This window comes from Sphingomonas sp. R647 (assembly GCF_020177055.1).
Taxonomy (GTDB): domain Bacteria; phylum Pseudomonadota; class Alphaproteobacteria; order Sphingomonadales; family Sphingomonadaceae; genus Sphingomonas.
The window spans coordinates 1-19,435 of the sequence record NZ_JAIQXT010000006.1 but is presented as its reverse complement, the minus strand read 5'-3'; the positions used below and the strand labels follow the sequence as shown (position 1 = coordinate 19,435).

Genomic DNA, 19,435 nt, shown 5'->3' with positions numbered 1-19,435 from the left:
ATGCAGGTTAAGAGGGGGTGGCGTTCCGCTTGACGCCCGCTATTCAGCCTCCCCATCCTCGCGCGTACACGTAAGGACCGCCAAACCCCATGCAGCTCGTCATCGTCGAATCGCCCGCCAAGGCGAAAACCATCGAGAAATATCTCGGCAAGGACTATCGCGTCCTCGCCTCCTACGGCCATATCCGCGACCTGCCCGCCAAGGACGGTTCGGTGCAGCCCGATGACGGCTTTGCGATGGATTGGGAAACCTATCCCGACAAGGCCAAGCAGCTCAAGGCGATCACCGACGAGGCCAAGAAGGCCGATCGCCTGATCCTCGCGACCGACCCTGACCGCGAGGGGGAGGCGATCAGCTGGCACGTCCAGGAAGTGCTGGCGAAGAAGAAGGCGCTCCCCAAGGAGGTCGAGCGCGTCACCTTCAACGCGATCACCAAGGCCGCGGTGCTGACCGCGATGGCCGCGCCGCGCCAGCTCGATACCGACCTGATCGACGCCTATCGCGCGCGCCGGGCGCTCGACTATCTGGTCGGCTTTACCCTCTCGCCCGTGCTGTGGCGCAAGCTGCCCGGCGCCAAGTCGGCGGGCCGCGTCCAGTCGGTTGCGCTGCGCCTGATCGTCGAGCGCGAGCGTGAGATCGAGCTGTTCCGCGCGCAGGAATATTGGTCGGTCACCGCGCATCTCGAACATGACGGCACCGCGTTCGACGCGCGCCTCGTGCGGTTCGAGGGCAAGAAGCTTGACCGGCTTTCGATCGGCACCGAGGGCGTAGCGATGCGCGCCAAGGCCGCGGTCGAACAGGGCCGCTTCACCGTCGCCAGCGTCGAGACCAAGCCGGCGATGCGTAACCCGCCGCCGCCCTTCACCACCTCGACCCTGCAGCAGGAGGCGGCGCGCAAGCTCGGCTTCTCCGCCAGCCATACGATGCGGATCGCGCAGGCGCTCTACGAGGATGGCGCGATCACCTATATGCGTACCGACGGCGTGCAGATGGATGGCAGCGCGATCGACGAGGCGCGCAAGGCGATCGTGAACCGCTATCAGGCGAGCTACATTCCGGACAAGCCGCGCCAGTACCAGACCAAGGCGAAGAATGCGCAGGAAGCGCATGAGGCGATCCGTCCGACCGATTTCAGCAAGGACAAGGCCGGGTCGGGCGACCATGCGCGGCTGTACGACCTGATCTGGAAGCGCGCGCTGGCCAGCCAGATGTCGAGCGCGCGGATGGAGCGCACCACGGTCGAGCTGGAAGAGCCGACCGGTCAGGACGCGCTGCGTGCGACCGGCCAGGTGGTGATCTTCCCCGGCTATCTCGCGCTGTACGAAGAAGGTCGCGACGATGAGGGCGACGAGGATTCGCGCCGCCTGCCGGTGATCCGCAACGGCGACACGCCCGCCAAGAAGGGCGTCGACGCCGAACAGCATTTCACTCAGCCGCCGCCGCGCTTCTCCGAAGCCTCGCTGGTCAAGCGGCTCGAGGAACTCGGCATCGGCCGCCCCTCGACCTATGCCTCGATCATTCAGGTGCTCAAGGACCGCGCCTATGTGCGGGTCGAAAAAAACCGCTTCTTCGCCGAAGAAACCGGTCGGCTGCTGACCGCATTTCTCGAACGCTTCTTCGAGAAATACGTCAATTACGACTTCACCGCAGGGCTTGAGGAAGAGCTGGACGACGTGTCCGGCGGCCGGGCCGGCTGGCAGGCGGTGCTCGACGCGTTCTGGAAGGACTTCCACCCGCGTACGCAGGAAGTGATGGAGCAAAAGCCGAGCGAGGTCACCGCCGAGCTCGACAAGTTCCTCGAACCCTATCTCTTCCCCGACAAGGGCGACGGCACCGATCCGCGCCTCTGCCCGTCGTGCGGGGTCGGCAAGCTGGCGCTGCGTGGCGGCAAGTTCGGCGCGTTCGTCGCCTGCTCCAACTATCCCGACTGCAAGTTCACCCGCCGCTTCGGCCAGCCCGGCGGCGAGGATGGCGGCGACAGCGGACCGGAAGTGATCGGTCAGGACCCGGAGACCGGCGAGGATATCTCGCGCCGCTCGGGCCGGTTCGGGCCGTACATCCAGCGCGGCGAGGGCAAGGAGGCGGCGCGCGCGTCGATCCCCAAGGATATTCCCGAGCTGGATCTGGACTGGGCGGTCAAGCTGCTCAACCTGCCGCGCACGATCGGCAACCACCCGGAAACGGGCAACCCGATCACCGCGTCGATCGGCCGCTATGGCCCCTATCTCGCGCATGACGGCAAATATGCGCGGCTGACCTCGACGACCGACGTGTTCGAAACCGGCATGAACGCGGCGGTGGTCAAGCTCGCCGAGGCGGCTGCGGGCGGCGGGCGACCGCAGCGCGGATCGCGTGAGCCGCTGAAGGTCGTTGGCGCGCATCCGGTGTCGGGCGCGGAGATCAAGCTCATGGAGGGGCGCTACGGCGCGTACCTCACCGACGGCACGACCAATGCGACGCTGCCCAAGACGGTCGATCAGGCGGCGCTGACGCTGGAGGAAGCGGTCCAGCTCATCGACGCCAAGGCTGCCGCTGGCCCCGCCAAGAAAAAGGGCGGGCGTAAGGCTCCGGCGAAGAAGGCACCGGCGAAGAAAGCCGCGCCGAAGAAGAAGGCAGCGGCGAAGAAGGGGTAATGCAACCGATCATGCCGCCGCCTCCGAAATGGGCAGTCCTGTCGTGGGCGGCGGTGCTTCTGATGTTGATCGGCGGCGGCGTTTGGCTGAAATTGAGCGGCGCGCAGACCGACATCGAACGATCGGTGCTGGTGATCGACGCTCGCGTGCAAGCAACGGCCCCGGCGCTGCGGCGATGCTTTGATAAGCCGAATGCACATGGTTTGGTGTTGCAAGGCGGGCCGACGTGGCTCAGCGTCGAAGGCCAGCACCCGATATGGGAAGCGCGGAATGACGCTCGCAAGCTGCGGATCCAGATCGAGGAGCGCGGTCTTGAGCGCCTTGTCCGGGTTTATACCCGCGACGGGCGACCGCTTCGCGCGTCGGAGCGTCGCATCATCGACGCGTGTATCGCGCTGCCGCCGGTGTGACGGATCAGGCCGCGCGCAGGCTCGTCATCTGCAGCCAGGCGCGCGCCTGTTTCTGCGCTTCGATGATCTCGCGCGCGGTCATGTCTTCCGCGACTTCGGCGCGCATGTAGGGCGCCTCGGCGCTGCCCTTGAGGGCGGCGATGTTGAACCATTTGTGCGCTTCGATCAGGTCCATGTCGACGCCTGACGCGCCGCTCGAATAGACCATCCCGAGCTCATAGGCCGCGTCGGCGCTACCGCGCGCCGCATCCGCCAGCCGGCTGTCGATCAGGAACTGTGCACTCTTAAGACTGTTGCCCATGACATTGCCCCACTTTTCATCGCTCTCTTCATGACAGCGAAGGTGGGGCATTCATGGTAACCAAATGGTTAACGGCGTTATCCGGTCAATCCGGGGCTGCCACAGAAACATTGTCGATCAGCCGCGTGCCGGCAATCCGCGCGGCGGCGAGCAGGCGGCGGGGCTGTCCCGCGACCGGCGCGCCCAGGCTGTCGGCATCGACCAGCTCGACATAATCGATATCGAATCCAGCCGCTTCCAGCGACGCGCGCGCCGTGGCGAGCGCTGCGGCAGGGTCGTCGCCCTTCTCGATCGCGCGCACCGCGACGCCGAGCGCACGGGGCAGGGCAACCGCAGCAGCGCGATCCTCGGGCGCGAGATAGGCGTTGCGCGAGGAGAGCGCGAGGCCGTCATCGTCGCGCTGCGTCGGCACGCCGCGCACGTCGATATCGAAATCGAGGTCGGCGACCATGCGGCGGATCACCGCGAGCTGCTGGAAATCCTTTTCGCCGAACAGCGCGACATCGGGCTTCACCTGATTGAACAGCTTGGCGACCACGGTCGCGACCCCGTCGAAATGGCCCGGTCGCGCCGCGCCGTCGAGCGGCTCGCTGACGCCAGCGACCGAGATGTTGGTCGCATGCCCCTCAGGGTACATCACCTCGACCGGCGGCATCCACAACAGGTCGACGCCCGCTTCGGCCAGCATCCGCGAATCCGCCAGCTCCTTGCGCGGGTAGCGGGCAAGGTCCTCGTTCGGCCCGAACTGCTTGGGGTTGACGAAGATCGACACCACCACCCGCTGTCCGGCCAGCTTCGCCTGCGCCACCAGCGCCATATGCCCGGCATGCAGCGCGCCCATCGTCGGCACGAATGCGATCCGTTCCCCATTGGCGCGGAATCCCGAAACGGTATCGCGAAGTTCGGAGAGCTGACGGATGGTTTGCACGCGCACAAGGCCTTGGATATGGAACGAAGGGCGGCCTTCTATGGGGGGCAGGCCCGCTGTTCAATCAGGGATGTTGAGTGACCGACGCAACGAACTCGCTGCACGTGATCGTCTTCGCCAACGAAAAGGGCGGGACCGGCAAATCCACGACCGCTGTCCACACCGCAATCGCGCTGGCGATGAAGGGTGCGCGCGTGTCGTGCCTCGACCTCGACCATCGCCAGCGCACGATGGGCCGCTATCTCGACAACCGGCGTCAGACGATGGAGCGCGTCGGGCGGCCGCTGCCGATGCCACGCTACGAAACCCATGACGGCGAGAATATCGCCCGCTTTTCCGAAAGTCTGGAGCGGCTGGGGCAGGATACCGATTTCCTGATCATCGACACGCCGGGGCGCGACGACAAGTTCGGGCGGATCGCGATTACCAATGCCGACACGCTGGTGACGCCGATGAACGACAGCTTCGTCGATTTCGACCTGATCGGACAGGTCGATCCGGACACGTTCCGCGTGACCCGACCGAGCTTCTATTCCGAGCTGATCTGGGATTCGCGCAAGCGCCGCGCCAAGGCCGACGGGCAGACGATCGACTGGGTCGTCCTGCGCAACCGTATGCAGCATATCGAGGCGCGCAATATGAAGCGCGTGTCGGAGGCGATCGACCAGCTCGCCAAGCGCGTCGGTTTCCGGGTCATCCCGGGGCTTTCGGAGCGCGTGATCTATCGCGAACTGTTCCCCAAGGGGCTGACCATGCTCGACAGCCGTGAATTCGGTGAGATGGGCCTCGCCCATGTCGCCGCGCGGCAGGAGCTGCGCGAGATGATGGCTGGCCTTGCCCTGCCCGAACTGGAGTCGGCGATGCCGCTCTTCGCATGATCGCGAAATTCCTGATCGCGGTGCTGGTGTGCTGGCTCGGCTTTCGCTTGTGGCATGGCTGGGGCCGTCCGCTCCCCGGCACGCCCAAGCCGCCGCCCGCGCCGCAGCCCCGCGATCCGGAAGAAGCAGCGGCCTATGCGATTCTGGGCGTTACGCCGGGCGCCGAACCGGATGAGATCCGCGCCGCCCACCGCCGCCTGATTACCAGCGTCCACCCCGATCGCGGCGGCTCACCCGAGCTGACGCGACAGGTCAATGCGGCGCGCGACACGCTGCTCAAACCAAAGCCTGCGCCGAAAAACTGAAACGCAATCCTGTCAGCTGCGTTTGACGGTTGAACTTTGCGTAACGCGCGCGAAATGAAAGCGCGTCGATTTTCCCTGGAGGCCCAATGACCCATCGTTTCGATCCGACCTCGCTGCGCGAATATGACATCCGCGGAATCGTGGGCAAGTCGCTGGGGCCGGACGATGCGCGCGCGATCGGGCGCGGCTTTGCCACGCTGTTGCGCCGCGCCGGCGGGCATCGTGTCGCAGTCAGCCGCGATGGGCGCGTCTCGTCCCCGGTACTGGAGGCCGCGCTGATCGAGGGGCTGACCGCGTCGGGCTGCGACGTCGTCCGCATCGGGCTCGGTGCAACCCCGATGCTCTATTATGCCGAGGCGATCCTAGAGGTGGATGGCGGCATCCAGATAACCGGCAGCCACAATCCCGGCGACTATAACGGCTTCAAGATGGTGTTTCAGCACCGTCCGTTCTTTGGCGCTGACATTCAGACGCTGGGGCGCATGGCCGCTGACGGCGATTGGGAGGACGGCGAAGGCACGGTTTCCGACGCCGACATCCTCGATGATTATGTGGGGCGCCTGCTCGCGGGCTATTCGGGCGGCACCTTCCGCATCGGCTGGGACTGCGGCAATGGCGCGTCGGGGCCGGTGATCGAAAAGCTGGTGAAGCTCCTGCCCGGTGAGCATCATACGCTGTTCACCGAAGTGGACGGCAATTTTCCCAATCATCATCCCGATCCCACCGAAGAAAAGAATCTGGCGCACCTCAAGGCGCTGGTCGCTGAGAAGAACCTCGATTTCGGACTGGCCTTCGATGGCGATGGCGACCGGATCGGCGCGATTGACGGGCAGGGCCGCGTGATCTGGGGCGATCAGCTTCTGTCCATTCTGGCTGAACCTGTGCTGCGCAAGGATCCCGGCGCGACGATCATCGCCGACGTGAAGGCCAGCCAGGCGCTGTACGACCGCATCGCCGAGCTGGGCGGCCAGCCGCTGATGTGGAAGACCGGCCACAGCCTGATCAAGACCAAGATGAAGGAAACCGGCGCGCCGCTCGCGGGCGAGATGAGCGGGCACATCTTCTTCGCGCAGGATTATTACGGGTTTGATGACGCGCACTATGCCGCGGTCCAGCTGATCAACGCGGTCCACCTGATCGGCAAGTCGATGAGCGAGATCCGCAGCGCGATGCCGGCGATCGTCAACACGCCCGAGATGCGCTTCCAGGTCGATGAAAGCCGCAAGTTCGCGGTGATCGACGAGGTACTGGCGCGGCTCAAGGAATCGGGCGCGGACGTCAACGACACCGATGGCGCGCGGGTCAACACCCCCGATGGCTGGTGGCTGCTGCGCGCATCGAACACGCAGGACGTGCTGGTCGCCCGCGCCGAGGCCAAGGACCAGGCGGCGCTCGACCGGCTGCTGGCGATGATCGACGCCCAGCTCGCCGCCAGCGGGCTCGAGCGCGGGCCACAGGCGGGGCATTGAGCGCCCGCCGGTCGCGCTAGCGCGGTTTTTTAGTAGGGCGGCACCGGCCCGCTCCCCCACCCGGCCACCCAACGACAGTGTATTCTATGGGTGGCCGGGTGGGGGAGGGGGCCGGTGCCGCTTCAGCGAAGCTGAAAACGAATCTAGCGCCGCGCTAGCGCAGTTGCGCCAGATCCCATGCCGCGCGGACTTGCGCGGCATAGATCGGGGCACTGCGCTGCAACGCCGCCTGCGCATCGCGTGAGAAGCCAGTGTGAAGCTGTTGCCGCAGCCGCGCATCATCGGCGGCCACGCGCAGCAGTGCGCGCACTTCCTGCGGGGCCCGTCCGCTCGCCTGCAGATGCGTCGCCAGCCCCAGGATCGCCCGCGCGCGATCGGGGTCCATCGCCGGGCGGCGGATCAGCACCGCGAGCGCGCGGCGATACCAGCTCTCCGCTTCGTCGGTACGGCCCTGTTTCGCGATGATACCGGCGACATAGCTGCGCCCCTTGGCGATCATCGGGTCTGAATCGCCGACCCGCGCGGCGGCGGCATCCAGCCCCTTGCGGAACAGCGCTTCACCCTCGGCCAGCCGCCCCTGACTGGCGAGGTTGTAGCCAAGATTGGTGTAGGTCACCGCCAGATCGAGCAGCCCGCGTTCGTCGGTCAGCTTTTCCCGCGCCGCCAGCAAAGGCGCATAGAGTGCTTCGGCCTCGGTAAACCGGCCCTGATCCTCGAGCATATAGGCGATGTCCTGCTGCGCCTGCAGGATATCGCGGTTCCCGGCTGGCAGGATGCGCGACCACAACGCCAGCGTGGCGCGCATCGTCGCCTCGGCCTCCTTGTGGCGCTCCTGATAGCTCAAATTCCACGCCAGCGCGTAATAGATGTCGGCGACTTCGCCGGGGTCCGGCTTGCCCGCGTCGACCAGCGCGAGCGCGAGGCGATAGAGCGGTTCGCCCTCGGTGAAGCAGGCCTGCTGCTCCATCGCGCCTGCCAGATGCAGATAGGTGCGAACCAGCTGCGGCGTGCGGGCCATCGGCCGGCGATCGGTGTGGAACAGCGGCGCGTACCGCTCGGCCAGCGCGGGATCGCCGCCGTCGCGTGACGCGACCACTAGCTTGCCCCAGCTCGCCGCGCACTCCAGCGTCGGCTTGGCCGGATCGCACGCCGCCAGCTCCGCCCGTCGCTCTGCGATGTAGCGCGCCCGCGCCGCATCGCCCCCGGCCAATTCGATGCAGCGCGGCGCCCGTGCCGTCGCTGGCAATGCCGAAACCCCGGCCAGCGCCGGGCTGGCAAAGGCTAGGGTCAGCAACAGCAACAGGCGGCGAACGATGTGCATGCGCCGCATCCTATCGCCCTACGCTCCCCGCGCCAGCGACGATCTCTGACAGGCAAGGTTGCGCAGGGGTGGCAAATCGCGGCGCGGCAGGCCACATGGGGGCATGGCTCCCGCCCCGCCCCAGATCATCCGCGTCATCGACCTTGAAACCACCGGACAAGCGCCGCCGCAGCATGGCGTGTGCGAGATCGGGTGGCAGGATGTCGCGCTGGGCAAGGACGGGCGCTGGGAGCTGGAGGGCGAGGGCGGCGCCCGGCTGGTCAATCCCGGCCGCCCGATCCCGCCGTTGACCATGGCGATCCACCATATCCGCGACGAGGATGTCGCGGACGCATCCTGGTGGCACGATGTCGCGCGCCCCGTGCTCGACCCCTGGCCGCGCCGCGTCGCGCTGGCGGCGCATCGCGCGAGTTTCGAGGAGCAGTTCTGCACGCCGGCGCTGACGCGCGGGGCCGACTGGATTTGCACCTATAAATGCGCACTGCGGCTGTGGCGCGACAGTCCGGGATTTTCCAACCAGTTCCTGCGCTATTACCGCATGCCCGAGGGGCTGGAGCATGACCGCGGCCTGCCCGCGCATCGCGCCTTTCCCGACGCCTATGTCACCGCGCACCATCTGCGCGACATGCTCAACGAGGCGAGCGTCGCGCAGCTGATCGAATGGTCGAGGCTGCCGGGCCTGTTGCCGCGCGTCCGCTATGGTCCGGACCGTGGCAAGGAATGGAGCGAGATCGACGATGAATCGCTCGACGCCTTCCTGCAGGATCGCGACGAGGACATTCGCTACACCGCGCAGGTCGAGCTGGAACGGCGCCGCGGCCGGGGCCCGGAATTCAAACCGGTCCGCCAGCCGGACTTGTTTTAGACACCTCCAACGCGCTCCCCTCCCTGAAAGGGAGGGGCTGGGGGTGCGTGCGCGCGTCTGCGCGCTCAAAAATACCCGTGGTGCGCAACGCAGAGCGGCGACGAGGCATCGAGCCTCGCCGCCGCTAAACCCACCCCTGACCCCTCCCTTTCAGGGAGGGGAATTGGAGTGACGGATCAATACTCGATCCGCTGGCTCTTGATCTGGCGCTTGTCGAGCATGACCTGAACGCTGTCCGGGCCCGACAGGTGCCCAGCGCCCACCGCCATGAACACGACGCCCGGCTTGTCGAGCCGCGTGTCGATCCACTCGGCCCAGCGCGCGTTGCGGTCGGCGAGCAGCATCTTGCTCAGCTCGGGCGAGCTGCGCATTGCCTCGTTCATGATCGCGGCGAGACCCTCGGCATCGCCCTCCGACCATTCTGCGACCATCTTCTCGAACTCAGGCCCGACATTGCCGAGCTGCGCGAGGGTCTCGGTCAGGAATTGCACCTGCGCGGCTTCCGACAGGCTGTTGAAGAACCCGAACTGCTGGTCCAGCGTCTCGACGCCGGAAATCGGCTTGTTCGCCGCCTTGGCCGCCGCAGTCAGCGCGGTTTCCGCGCCCGACGCCGGGTTATAGCCCGCCTTGGTCAGCGCGATCAGGCTCAGCTGCGATGCCGCAAACCACGGCCGGAAGCGCTCCACTGCCTGCGCCGGGATGCCGGCATCGGCCACCGCCTTGGCAAACGCTTCCCGCTTGTCGGCCGGAAGTCGCTCGCTCAGCTGCGGCCCGGTTTGCATCACTGCGTGCTTGATGATCAGCGGCTGCACGGTCGCGAGATCAGGCATATCGCCGATCTCGGTGACCAGCTCGCCGCTCTCGTCGAACGCCTTCTTCACTGCCTCGTCGAACCAGCTCAGGCCAGCCGGCAGGACGTGGATCGTGCCGAACAGATAGATGGTCGTGTCCTCGTCCTTGACCACCCAAAGCGCCGGATCAGCGTCCTTCATCTGTGTCGCAGGGGCGGGGGCCGCTGCCTGCTGCGCAAGCGCGGCGGGGGTGACGAACAACAGGGCGAGCGCAGTCGCTGCGCGGGGCAGGAACTTCTTCATAAACATCTCCACTTACAAAGGGTTAGGGTGTTCAGGGACGTAATTTCTTGTAGCCATAGGCCAGCATCATCACCGCAAAGGTCGCGACCGCGAGCAGCTCGTGCTCGGGTTCGCGGACCAGCCCGCCGCGCCACAGCAGATACCAGTTGGCGTACAGCGCGAGGTAGAAGTTGAGCGCGATCGCCGAGGCCCACAGATTGTCGCGCCGCTCCAGCTCGTCGGTGACGCGGTTGTAGCGCCAACCGCCATAAGCGAGCGCGACCGTGGTGATCAGCGACGCGGCGATCGCCCAGGCGGCGGGGATACCCTCGAGGAATTCGCCGCCCTCGACCTCGAACATCGCCGAGAAGAAGCCGACGACCACGCCGGCGCCCATCAGCGTGAACAGGATGATCCGCTGGCGCCGCGTGCGGGCGCGGGCGGCGGCCAGACCGTCCTTCACTTCATTCGCCATCATCATGCTCCGCGTCATCGAAAATCTCCTCGATGCTGAGGTCGAACAGTCGGGCGATGCGGAAGGCGAGCGGAAGCGAGGGATCATATTTCCCCGTCTCGATCGCGTTCACCGCCTGTCGCGACACGCCGAGATGGCCGCCAAGCTCCGCCTGGCTCCAGTCGCGTTCGGCGCGCAGCACTTTCAGGCGGTTCTTCACAGGCCGTCACTGCTCCATGACATTATGTCATCCACGGATGACTATATGTCAGGGTAGCATGACATGAGTCAAGCGGGTTTTTTGCCCCGCGGAATCGCGGCGACAAGGGCCGCTGCCAGCGTGCCGATGCAGAGCAGATACGGGAAGGCGAGCCCCTGTGGCCCGAAGGCAAAGGGCTGGAGCAGGAACACGGTCACGAATCCGGTGATCAGCGCGGCGATCACCGATGCGGTGGTGCCGCGCGTCGTGAACAAGGCGACGGCATAGACGCCGAGCAGTCCGGCATAGGCAAACACCATCACCGACAGCACGAATTCGAGCAACGGCATGTCGCTATGCTTCTGCCAATAATAGCTCAGCACTGCGGTCGCGAACATTGCCACCGCCACCGCCGCCATGCCCCAGCGCCCGGCATGGACATAATGCCGATCCTCCGCCCCGCCGCGCGCCTCGCGCCAGGGACGGTAGAAATCGCTGACCACCACCGACGACATCGAATTGAGCGCCGAAGTGACGGTCGACACCGCCGCAGCTATCACCCCGATCGTCACCAGCCCGCGCAGGCCGGGGGGCAGTTGCGTCAGGATGAAATGGACGAAGATCGTGATCTTCTCGCCCGCGAAATTCGCCGAAACGGCATTGGTCGCGCCCATCAGATCGGGCCGGTCGTAGAAGATGTGCAGCATCAGCCCGATCGTCACGAACACCGCGATGACGGGCACGCTGCCCAGGGCCGACATGATCAGGCTGCGCGCACCGGTCTTTGCATCCGGACTGGCGAGCAGCCGCTGGGTGGTATCCTGATCGAGGCCGGAGCTTGCGGTGTTGAGCAGGAACAGTCCGGTGACCGCGGCGAGCAGAGTAAACGGCTTGGACAGATCGGTTGAGAGGTCGAACAGCCGCAGCTTGTTCGTTCCATCGGGCGCGTTGCGCAGCGCGTCGATCAGCGCCGCGTTGTCGAGCGGGATCGCGGCGCGCAGGAAGATCAGCACCGCGATGGCGGCGCCGGCATAGACGATGAACTGGACGAAGTCGTTCCAGATGACGGACTTGAGCCCTCCGCGCAGGGTGAAGGCAAGGCTGGCAAGCATCACCGCCGCCGCCGACAGGATGATCGACCCGGCATCGATCGCGTTGAACCCGACCATCGCAATCGCGATCGCCGCCAGATACACGCGCGCGCCGCCCGACAGGATGCGCCCGGCCAGATACATGCCCCCCGCCCACCGCATCGCCCGCGCGTTGTAGCGCGTCTCGAGCAGCTCATAGACCGTGGCGACGCGCAGCGCGTAGAAGCGCGGGATCAGCACATGTGCGACGAAGAACGCCGCGAGCACCGCGCCCACCACTGCGCCCAAATAGCTGTAATCGCTGCGATATCCATAATCGGGTGCGCCGAGGAAGGTCGCGGCGGATTGCTGCGTGGCCAGTACCGACACGGCTGCCAACCACGCCGGCACGCTGTTCCCCGCGAGGAAATAATCCCCCGCATTGCGCGTCTCGACCCGGTTGAAGTGCCAGGACAGCCCGGCCAGCACGGCGAGGTAAAGCCCGACCACCATCCAGTCGAGCGCGGCGAAATGCAGCATCATAGCCAAGGTGTAGCAGAGGCGTTTCCAACGTCACGCGGCAAGTTGCGGCGCGCTCACGGAACGACTCCCGCGCTCGCGCTTTGAATCGGCTTCGCAACAACAAGGATGTCCGATGGCAGCGCGCGCATATTGGCAGGGGCAGATTCGTCTCGCGCTGGTCTCGATTCCCGTGGAAATCTACAGCGCGACCCGATCGGGCGCCTCGATCGCCTTCCACCAGGTCCACGAACCTTCCGGCAAGCGCATCAAATATGAAAAGGTCGTGCCCGGCCTCGGCGCGATCGATACCGATGAGATCATGAAGGGGTTCGAGGTCGAAAAGGGCGAATATGTCCTGCTCGATCAGGACGAGATCGACGCGGTGAAGCTCGAGTCGAAGAAGACGCTGGAGCTGACCCAGTTCGTCGACGCGCATGAGATCGACGTGCTCTATTACGAAAAGCCCTATTTCGTCGTCCCCGCCGACGATTTGGCCGAAGAAGCGTTCGTCGTGCTGCGTGAGGCATTAAAGCGGACAAAGAAGGTCGGGCTTGGCCAGCTCGCGATGCGCGGGCGCGAATATGTGGTGAGCCTCAAACCCTGCGGGCGCGGCATGGTGCTGGAAACGCTGCGCTACGCCGATGAGGTGCACAAGGCGCAGGGCTATTTCCGCGACATCCCCGATGCCGAACCGGACGAGGATCTGCTGAGCCTCGCCGAAACGCTGATCGAGAAGAAATCGGCGAAGTTCGATCCCGCGACCTTCCACGACCGCTATGTCGACGCGCTCAAGGGGCTGATCGAACGCAAGCAGAAGCAGAAGGGCAACCGCAAGATCATCGACGACAAGGATGGCGGCGCGGACCCGCGCGGCGGCAATGTCGTGGACCTGATGGCGGCGCTCAAGAAGAGCCTCGAAAAGCCCGGTGCGGCAAAGAAGGCGCCCGCCGAAAAGGCTCCCGCAAAGAAACCCGCCGCGAAGAAAGCGCCGGCCAAGACTCCGGCGAAGAAGCGCGCCTGATCCATGGCCACGCCCGATCCGCTCGAACGCTATAATGCCAAGCGCGATTTCGCGAAAACAGCGGAGCCGCGCGGCGAAATCGCGAAGGGTGAAGGGCGGACCTTCATGGTGCAGAAGCACGACGCGACCCGGCTGCACTGGGATTTGCGGCTGGAAGTGGACGGCGTGCTCAAAAGCTGGGCGGTGACGCGCGGCCCCAGCCTCGACCCCGACGAGAAGCGCCTCGCTGTGCGGACCGAGGATCATCCCTTGTCCTATGCGACGTTCGAGGGGACGATTCCGGCAGCCGAATATGGCGGTGGCACGGTGATGTTGTGGGATCGCGGCAGCTGGGCGCCGGTCAAGGGCAAGAGCGCGAAGGATCTGGACAAGGGCCATCTCCACTTCACGCTCGACGGTGAGCGGATGAAGGGCGACTGGCTGCTGATCCGCCTCAAGCCGCGGGCCGGGGAAAAGCGCGAGAACTGGCTGCTGCGCAAGATCGACGACGCTTATGCCGGCGCAACCGACGCGCTGGTCGAAACCGGCCTCACCAGCGTCGCGACCGGGCGGACGATGCAGGAGATTGCGGAGGGCAAAAAACCGTCGCCCCGGCGTAGGAGGGGGCCGCCAGGTGATCGCGGAAAACAAAGCGGCCCCGGCCTACGCCGGGGCGACGCCAAGCCGCCCGCCTTCCGCCAACCCCAGCTCGCCACCCTTGTCGACTCCGTCCCCGCCGGAAACGGCTGGCTGCACGAGATGAAATATGACGGCTATCGCGCGCTGGTCGCGATCGGAAAGGGCGGGCCGCACGTCTACACCCGCAGTGGGCTCGACTGGACCGACAAGTTCACCGGAATCGCCGAGGCGGCGGGCGGGCTACCCGCATCTTCCGCGCTGATCGATGGCGAAGTGGTCGCGTTCAAAAACGGCAAACCCGATTTCTCGACGCTTCAGGACGCGCTCTCGAACGGCAGCGGCGACCTCGCCTTCTTCGCCTTCGACCTGCTCGAACTCGACGGCGAGGACCTGACCGACCTGCCCCAGATTGAGCGCAAGGAGCGGCTGCGCACCCTGCTCGACGGCGCCGATCCGCGCCTGCTCTTCTCCGAACATGTCCTCGGCGCGGGCGAGAAATTGTTCGAGGCGATGTGCCGCGAGGGGCATGAAGGCGTCATCTCGAAGCGCGCCGACGCCCCCTATCGCGGCAAGCGGACCAAAAGCTGGTTCAAGATCAAATGCACGCGGCGGCAGGAATTCGTGATCATCGGCTGGCTGCCCAGCAGCGCGAGCGGACGCGGGCTGAAATCGCTGTTGCTCGGCGTGCATGAGGATGGCGCGCTGCGTTACGCTGGCAAGGTCGGGACCGGGTTCAACGCGACCAATTCGGCCGATCTGATGGACAAGCTGGCCCGGATCGAACGCAAGACGCCGCCCGCCGAGGTGCCCAAGGTCGCGGCGCGCGGCGCGCAGTGGGTGACGCCCAAACTGGTCGCCGAAGTCGCGTTCGCCGAGTTCACCGCCGAACATGTCGTCCGCCACGCCAGCTTCATCGCCCTGCGCGATGACAAGCCTGCCGCCGAAATCGTCCCCGAACGCGCCGCTCCGCCGCCATCTGCGCCGCAGAGCGATGTGAAGATCACCAACCCCGACCGCGTGATCTTTCCCGATTCGAAGATCACCAAAGGCGACCTCGCCGACTATTACGCCGCCGTCGCGCCGATCATGCTGCCTTGGCTCGCCCATCGCCCGATCAGCCTGGTCCGCTGTCCACAGGGCCGCGCGAAGCAATGCTTCTTTCAGAAGCATGACGCGGGTAGCTTCGGGTCGCACGTCTATCAGGTCGATATTCGCGAGAAGGACGGATCGACCGAACCCTATCTGTGGGTCGACGATGCCGAGGGCGTGCGCGCCTGTGTCCAGATGGGAACGATCGAATTTCACGGCTGGGGTAGCCAGGTGGAGGATGTCGAAAAGCCCGACCGGCTGGTGTTCGATCTCGACCCTGACGAGGGGCTCGACTTCGCCAAGGTGAAGACGGCGGCGGCCGACCTCAAACAGCATCTCGCCGATATGGGCCTGACCAGCTTCGCGATGCTGACCGGGGGCAAGGGCGTGCATGTCGTCGTCCCACTGACCCCGCAGGCAGAATGGCCCGCCGCCAAATCCTTCGCCGATCGCTTCGCCCGCGCGCTGGCACAGGCGGAGCCCGACCGCTTCACCGCGAACCTCAAAAAGGCCGATCGCAAGGGCCGAATCTTCATCGACTATCTGCGCAACCAGCGCGGCAGCACGGCGGTGATGCCCTATGTCGCCCGCGCCCGCCCCGGCGCCCCGGTGTCCGCGCCGGTCAGCTGGAGTGAGCTGCGCGACGCTGATAGCGCGCAATTGTTCAGCGTGCGCGACGCCGCCCTGCTGCTTGAGCGTGCAACTGGACGCGCGCTCGCCGGTTGGGGTCAGGCGGATCAGGTGCTGCCCGATATCTGATCCTTGTTGCACCTGCGCAGTAACCCCGTCACAGAACATCAGGTCCAAGGGGGTAATGAATGGCGAGCGCTGTTGCGGACACCGGCTATGACACGGCGGCGATCGCGCGGCGCTGGCTGACGGACTATCGCGCCGCGACCCCCGCGACCGACATGCTCTACGCCGCCGGGCTTGATGACCCGGCATGGAATGCAGCGCTCGAGGAACTGGCCGAGCGTGCGGGCGAAGATCTGGCCTCGGCGCGGGAGCGGGCGCAGCGCCATGCCGAGGATATCGGTACCGGTTTCCGCATCCCCGGCGAGGGCGAGGAACGGCCCTGGCCGCTTTCACCAATCCCGCTGCTGATCGAAAAGGCCGAGTGGCAGGGGATTGCGGAAGGCGTCGCGCAGCGCGCCGACCTGCTCGAGGCGATCCTGGCCGACAGCTATGGCCCGCAAAATCTGGTGCGCGGCGGCAGCCTGCCCGCGACCCTGCTGACCGGCAGCCCCTATTTCCTGCGCCCGATGATGGGGCTGGAGCCGCCCGGCGGCTGCCATCTCCATTTCGTCGCGTTCGATCTGTGCCGCGGGCCGTCGGGCGAATGGCGCGTGCTCGCCGATCATCTGCGCGCGCCCGCCGGGGCTGGCTATGCGCTGGAGAACCGGCTGGCGATCGCGCGGATGCTCGGCGGGTTGCAGGGGCGGCTCAATATCGAGCGGCACGCACCGTTCTTCGCCGCCTTCCGCGAAGGCATCGCCGCGCGCTGTCGCCGCAGCGATCCGCGCATCGGGTTGCTCACCCCGGGCCGCCTTACCCCCAGCTATGCCGAACAGGCGCATCTCGCGCGCTATCTCGGCTTCCTGCTGGTCGAGGGCGGCGACCTCGCGGTGCTCGACGACCGCGTGTATCTGCGCACCATCGCTGGGCTGAAGCGCGTCGATGCGCTGTGGCGGCGCGTCGATCCGCGGATGATCGATCCGCTCGCGTTCGATTCGCATTCGGCGATCGGTGTGCCCGGCCTGATCGACGCGATGGCGCAGGGGGAGGTGGTGATCGCCAATTCGCCCGGCGCGGGGATGTTGGAGGCGCCCGCCTTTGCCGCCTTCCTGCCGCGCGTCTGCGCCCGTCTGACCGGCGAGAGCCTGAAGCTCGCCAATATCGCGACCTGGTGGTGCGGCCAGCCGCGCGAATGCGCCGAAGTTGCCGGCGACCTCGACAATATGGTGATCGCCCCGGCGTTCGGCGTGGCGACCAACGTGCTGCCCGGAGGCGGGGCGATGCTGGGATCGGCGATGTCGCCCGAGACGCGCGCCGCGCTACGCGCCGATTTCGAACGTCGCCCGCAGGATTATGTCGGGCAGGAAGTCGTGCGCCTGTCGACCATGCCCGTGGTCAGCGACGGCCGGCTGGAAGCACGCCCCTTCACCCTGCGCGTGTTCGCGGCACGCGGCGCGGACGGCGGCTGGCACGTCATGCCCGGCGGCTTCGCGCAGATCGGCGACAAGCCCGATGCGCGCGCGGCGGTGATGGGGGAGGGCAATTGGTCCGCCGATGTCGTCATCCATGGCGGCGAACCGGTCGCGCCCGTCACCCTGCTCCAGCGCAGCGACACCACCCAGCTGCGCCGAAACCCCGGCACGCTGCCCAGCCGCGTCGCCGACAATCTCTTCTGGCTTGGCCGCTATCTCGAGCGCGGCGAGGCGCGGCTCGGCGTGATCCGCGCGCTGCTCGGCCATTCGATCAGCGCCGACAGCGGCGCCGCGCTCGCTGCGGATACGGTCGGGCGGCTGGTAGGCCTGGTGGTCGAGGCCGGGGCGGGGCCACAGCCCGACAGCCTCGGCCGCGCGCACCTCACGCGCTTTGCCGAAGCGGCGATGGACGCCACCGATGGCTGGTACAGCGTGCGCGCGATCAACCGTCAGGCGCGCGCGATCGGTGCGGTCAGCCGCGACCGGCTGTCCGCCGACATGATCCGGCTGCTCGACGCGCCCTATCCGACGCGCGGCAGCGCGCTCGACCGCGCCGGCTCGCTGCAGCGCCGCTATTCCGCGCTCGCGGGCCTGTCGTCGGAGCATATGGGACGCACCGACGCCTGGCGCTTCCACGACCTGGGTCGCCGGGTTGAGCGCGCCGTCGCAACCGTCGCCGCGCTGCGCGTGCTCGGCCATGTCGAGGCGACGAGCGACGATCTGTCCGCGCTGCTCGACCTTGCCGACAGCCAGATCAGCTATCGCCAGCGTTATCTGACCGGCATCGCCCGCGTGCCGGTGATCGACCTGATCGCGCTCGACCCCGGCAATCCGCGCGGCATCGCGTTTCAGGTGGAGGCGATCTCGGCGCATCTCGAAGCATTGCCGCGCCTCTCCGACGATGGCCTTGCCGAGCCGCAACAGGCGATCGCCCGCGAACTCGCCGCGCTGGTCGCGACGGCGCACGCCGCCAGCTTCGACCTCGATCAGCTCTACGCCATCGGCAACAAGCTCGCCGCGCTGTCCGAAGCGGTCGCCCGCCGCTATTTCCTCCACGGATCGGAACCGCTGCGCGCCGCCGGGCTTGTTGTCGGCTGATGCGCTACGCCATTCGCCACGTCACACGGTTCGACTATGCCGAGCCGGTCGGGTTCGCCCGCTGCAACCTGCGCCTCAAGCCGATCCACTGGTCGGGGCAGGAGCTGCACGATTACAGCCTGACGATCCTGCCCGGCGGCGACACTGCGCCCGCACGCGCGGAGGCGGGCCTCGCCAACGTCGTCCGGCTGGTGGTGACCCAGGCGGTGCAGAGCCTGACGATCGAGAGCCGCTGCACCATCACCGTCGATCGCCCCGTGCCGATGCCCGCGCCCGACGATCCCACGCTGGCGCAGGTCGCCGCCGAAGCGCGCGCCAGCCGCGATGCGGGCCCTGCCAGCCCGGCATCCTATCTGTTCCCCTCGCCGCTGATCCCGCTCGACCGCGACATTGCCGAGTGGTGCGCGCAGGAATTGGACCCTTCGCGCGGCGCGCTCGAAGCCGCCATCGCGCTCGCCTGTCGCATCCAGAATGAATTCGCGTTCGACCCCACCGCGACGCTGGTCGACACCCCCCCGCGTGAGGCGTTCCTCAAGCGCGGCGGCGTGTGTCAGGATTTCGCGCAGATCATGATCTCCGGCCTGCGCGCCGCGGGCCTGCCCGCCGCCTATGCCTCGGGCTATCTGCGCACGCTGCCCCCGCCCGGCCAGCCGCGCCTCGTTGGAGCGGACGCCACCCATGCCTGGGTGCTTTTATGGTGCGGGCATGCGCGCGGCTGGGTCGGGGTCGATCCGACCAACGGCATCTGGATGGCGAGCGACCATGTCATTATCGCGATCGGCCGCGATTACACCGACATCGCCCCGATCGATGGCATCGTGCTCGGCTCGGGCGCGCAGGACATGCACGTCTCGGTGGACGTCGAGCCGCTGGATTAGAATCGTTTTCAGCTGCGCTGAACGCGGCACCGGCCCGCTCCCCCACCCGGCCACCCAACGCGAGTGTATTCTATGGGTGGCCGGGTGGGGGAGCGG

At 66.6% G+C, this 19,435-nt stretch carries 17 protein-coding genes; 10 read left to right on the top strand and 7 right to left on the bottom strand.

What is annotated here, in order from left to right:
* Positions 1–89: 89 nt before the first annotated feature.
* Both topA and K9B35_RS15585 read left to right on the top strand, forming a co-directional pair.
* Entirely contained in the window at positions 90–2,633 is a 2,544-nt protein-coding gene (gene topA / locus K9B35_RS15590; RefSeq protein WP_224922914.1) for a type I DNA topoisomerase, read from the top strand.
* Positions 2,633–3,043 carry a hypothetical protein gene (locus tag K9B35_RS15585; RefSeq protein ID WP_224922913.1) on the top strand — a complete coding sequence of 137 codons (411 nt, stop codon included), beginning with the start codon at positions 2,633–2,635 and terminating at the stop codon, positions 3,041–3,043. Before topA ends, K9B35_RS15585 begins: the two co-directional genes overlap by 1 nt.
* Before the next feature lie 4 nt (positions 3,044–3,047).
* Here the strand turns inward: K9B35_RS15585 and K9B35_RS15580 are convergent, their stop codons facing one another.
* Positions 3,048–3,344 (bottom strand): hypothetical protein, encoded by a 297-nt coding sequence (locus tag K9B35_RS15580; RefSeq protein WP_224923213.1) that lies wholly within the window; start codon positions 3,342–3,344, stop codon positions 3,048–3,050.
* An 85-nt stretch (positions 3,345–3,429) separates the two neighbouring features.
* Positions 3,430–4,272 (bottom strand): pantoate--beta-alanine ligase, encoded by an 843-nt coding sequence (gene panC, locus K9B35_RS15575; protein WP_224922912.1) that lies wholly within the window; start codon positions 4,270–4,272, stop codon positions 3,430–3,432.
* A 77-nt stretch (positions 4,273–4,349) separates the two neighbouring features.
* Here panC and K9B35_RS15570 point away from each other — a divergent pair, with 77 nt between their 5' ends.
* The 3 genes from K9B35_RS15570 to pgmG all read left to right on the top strand — a co-directional run bounded on the left by K9B35_RS15570 (position 4,350) and on the right by pgmG (position 6,924).
* Positions 4,350–5,150, top strand: coding sequence for a division plane positioning ATPase MipZ (locus tag K9B35_RS15570; protein ID WP_224922911.1), 801 nt, complete (start codon positions 4,350–4,352; stop codon positions 5,148–5,150).
* Positions 5,147–5,455: a DnaJ domain-containing protein gene (locus K9B35_RS15565; RefSeq protein ID WP_263622652.1), complete on the top strand. Its 309-nt coding sequence runs from the start codon at positions 5,147–5,149 to the stop codon at positions 5,453–5,455. The genes K9B35_RS15570 and K9B35_RS15565 overlap by 4 nt, the downstream gene beginning before the upstream one ends.
* 86 nt (positions 5,456–5,541) lie before the next feature.
* Positions 5,542–6,924 carry a phosphoglucomutase/phosphomannomutase PgmG gene (pgmG, locus tag K9B35_RS15560; RefSeq protein WP_224922910.1) on the top strand — a complete coding sequence of 461 codons (1,383 nt, stop codon included), beginning with the start codon at positions 5,542–5,544 and terminating at the stop codon, positions 6,922–6,924.
* 154 nt (positions 6,925–7,078) lie between these two features.
* On the opposite strand, the gene K9B35_RS15555 is transcribed toward pgmG, so the two are convergent.
* A complete protein-coding gene (locus K9B35_RS15555) occupies positions 7,079–8,245 on the bottom strand; it encodes a tetratricopeptide repeat protein (protein ID WP_224922909.1) in 1,167 nt (388 codons plus the stop codon).
* Between the two features lie 103 nt (positions 8,246–8,348).
* Between K9B35_RS15555 and K9B35_RS15550 the strand changes: the two genes are divergently transcribed.
* Positions 8,349–9,110 carry an exonuclease domain-containing protein gene (locus tag K9B35_RS15550; protein WP_224922908.1) on the top strand — a complete coding sequence of 254 codons (762 nt, stop codon included), beginning with the start codon at positions 8,349–8,351 and terminating at the stop codon, positions 9,108–9,110.
* Positions 9,111–9,286: 176 nt separating this feature from the next.
* On the opposite strand, the gene K9B35_RS15545 is transcribed toward K9B35_RS15550, so the two are convergent.
* The 4 genes from K9B35_RS15545 to K9B35_RS15530 all read right to left on the bottom strand — a co-directional run bounded on the left by K9B35_RS15545 (position 9,287) and on the right by K9B35_RS15530 (position 12,449).
* Positions 9,287–10,204 (bottom strand): TraB/GumN family protein, encoded by a 918-nt coding sequence (locus K9B35_RS15545; protein ID WP_224922907.1) that lies wholly within the window; start codon positions 10,202–10,204, stop codon positions 9,287–9,289.
* 31 nt (positions 10,205–10,235) lie between these two features.
* Positions 10,236–10,676, bottom strand: a complete 441-nt coding sequence (locus K9B35_RS15540; protein ID WP_224922906.1) for a hypothetical protein — start codon at positions 10,674–10,676, stop codon at positions 10,236–10,238.
* The gene (locus K9B35_RS15535) at positions 10,648–10,857 is read right to left on the bottom strand and encodes a helix-turn-helix transcriptional regulator (protein WP_224922905.1); all 210 of its coding nucleotides are present in this window, start codon (positions 10,855–10,857) and stop codon (positions 10,648–10,650) included. The genes K9B35_RS15540 and K9B35_RS15535 overlap by 29 nt, the downstream gene beginning before the upstream one ends.
* Positions 10,858–10,925: 68 nt before the next feature.
* On the bottom strand, positions 10,926–12,449 hold the full coding sequence (locus K9B35_RS15530) for a sodium:solute symporter family transporter (RefSeq protein ID WP_224923211.1): 1,524 nt from the start codon (positions 12,447–12,449) through the stop codon (positions 10,926–10,928).
* Between the two features lie 112 nt (positions 12,450–12,561).
* On the opposite strand from K9B35_RS15530, the gene K9B35_RS15525 reads away from it, so the two are divergent.
* From K9B35_RS15525 to K9B35_RS15510, 4 genes are read left to right on the top strand one after another with little or no spacing between them, the layout of a single operon-like run.
* Positions 12,562–13,449: a Ku protein gene (locus K9B35_RS15525; protein WP_224922904.1), complete on the top strand. Its 888-nt coding sequence runs from the start codon at positions 12,562–12,564 to the stop codon at positions 13,447–13,449.
* A gap of 3 nt (positions 13,450–13,452) precedes the next feature.
* Positions 13,453–15,915, top strand: a complete 2,463-nt coding sequence (gene ligD / locus K9B35_RS15520; RefSeq protein WP_224922903.1) for a DNA ligase D — start codon at positions 13,453–13,455, stop codon at positions 15,913–15,915.
* Between the two features lie 59 nt (positions 15,916–15,974).
* Complete coding sequence (locus tag K9B35_RS15515; RefSeq protein ID WP_224922902.1) at positions 15,975–18,461, top strand: circularly permuted type 2 ATP-grasp protein; 2,487 nt, start codon at positions 15,975–15,977, stop codon at positions 18,459–18,461.
* The gene (locus K9B35_RS15510; RefSeq protein ID WP_224922901.1) at positions 18,461–19,339 is read left to right on the top strand and encodes a transglutaminase family protein; all 879 of its coding nucleotides are present in this window, start codon (positions 18,461–18,463) and stop codon (positions 19,337–19,339) included. Before K9B35_RS15515 ends, K9B35_RS15510 begins: the two co-directional genes overlap by 1 nt.
* The last annotated feature ends 96 nt before the right edge of the window (positions 19,340–19,435 follow it).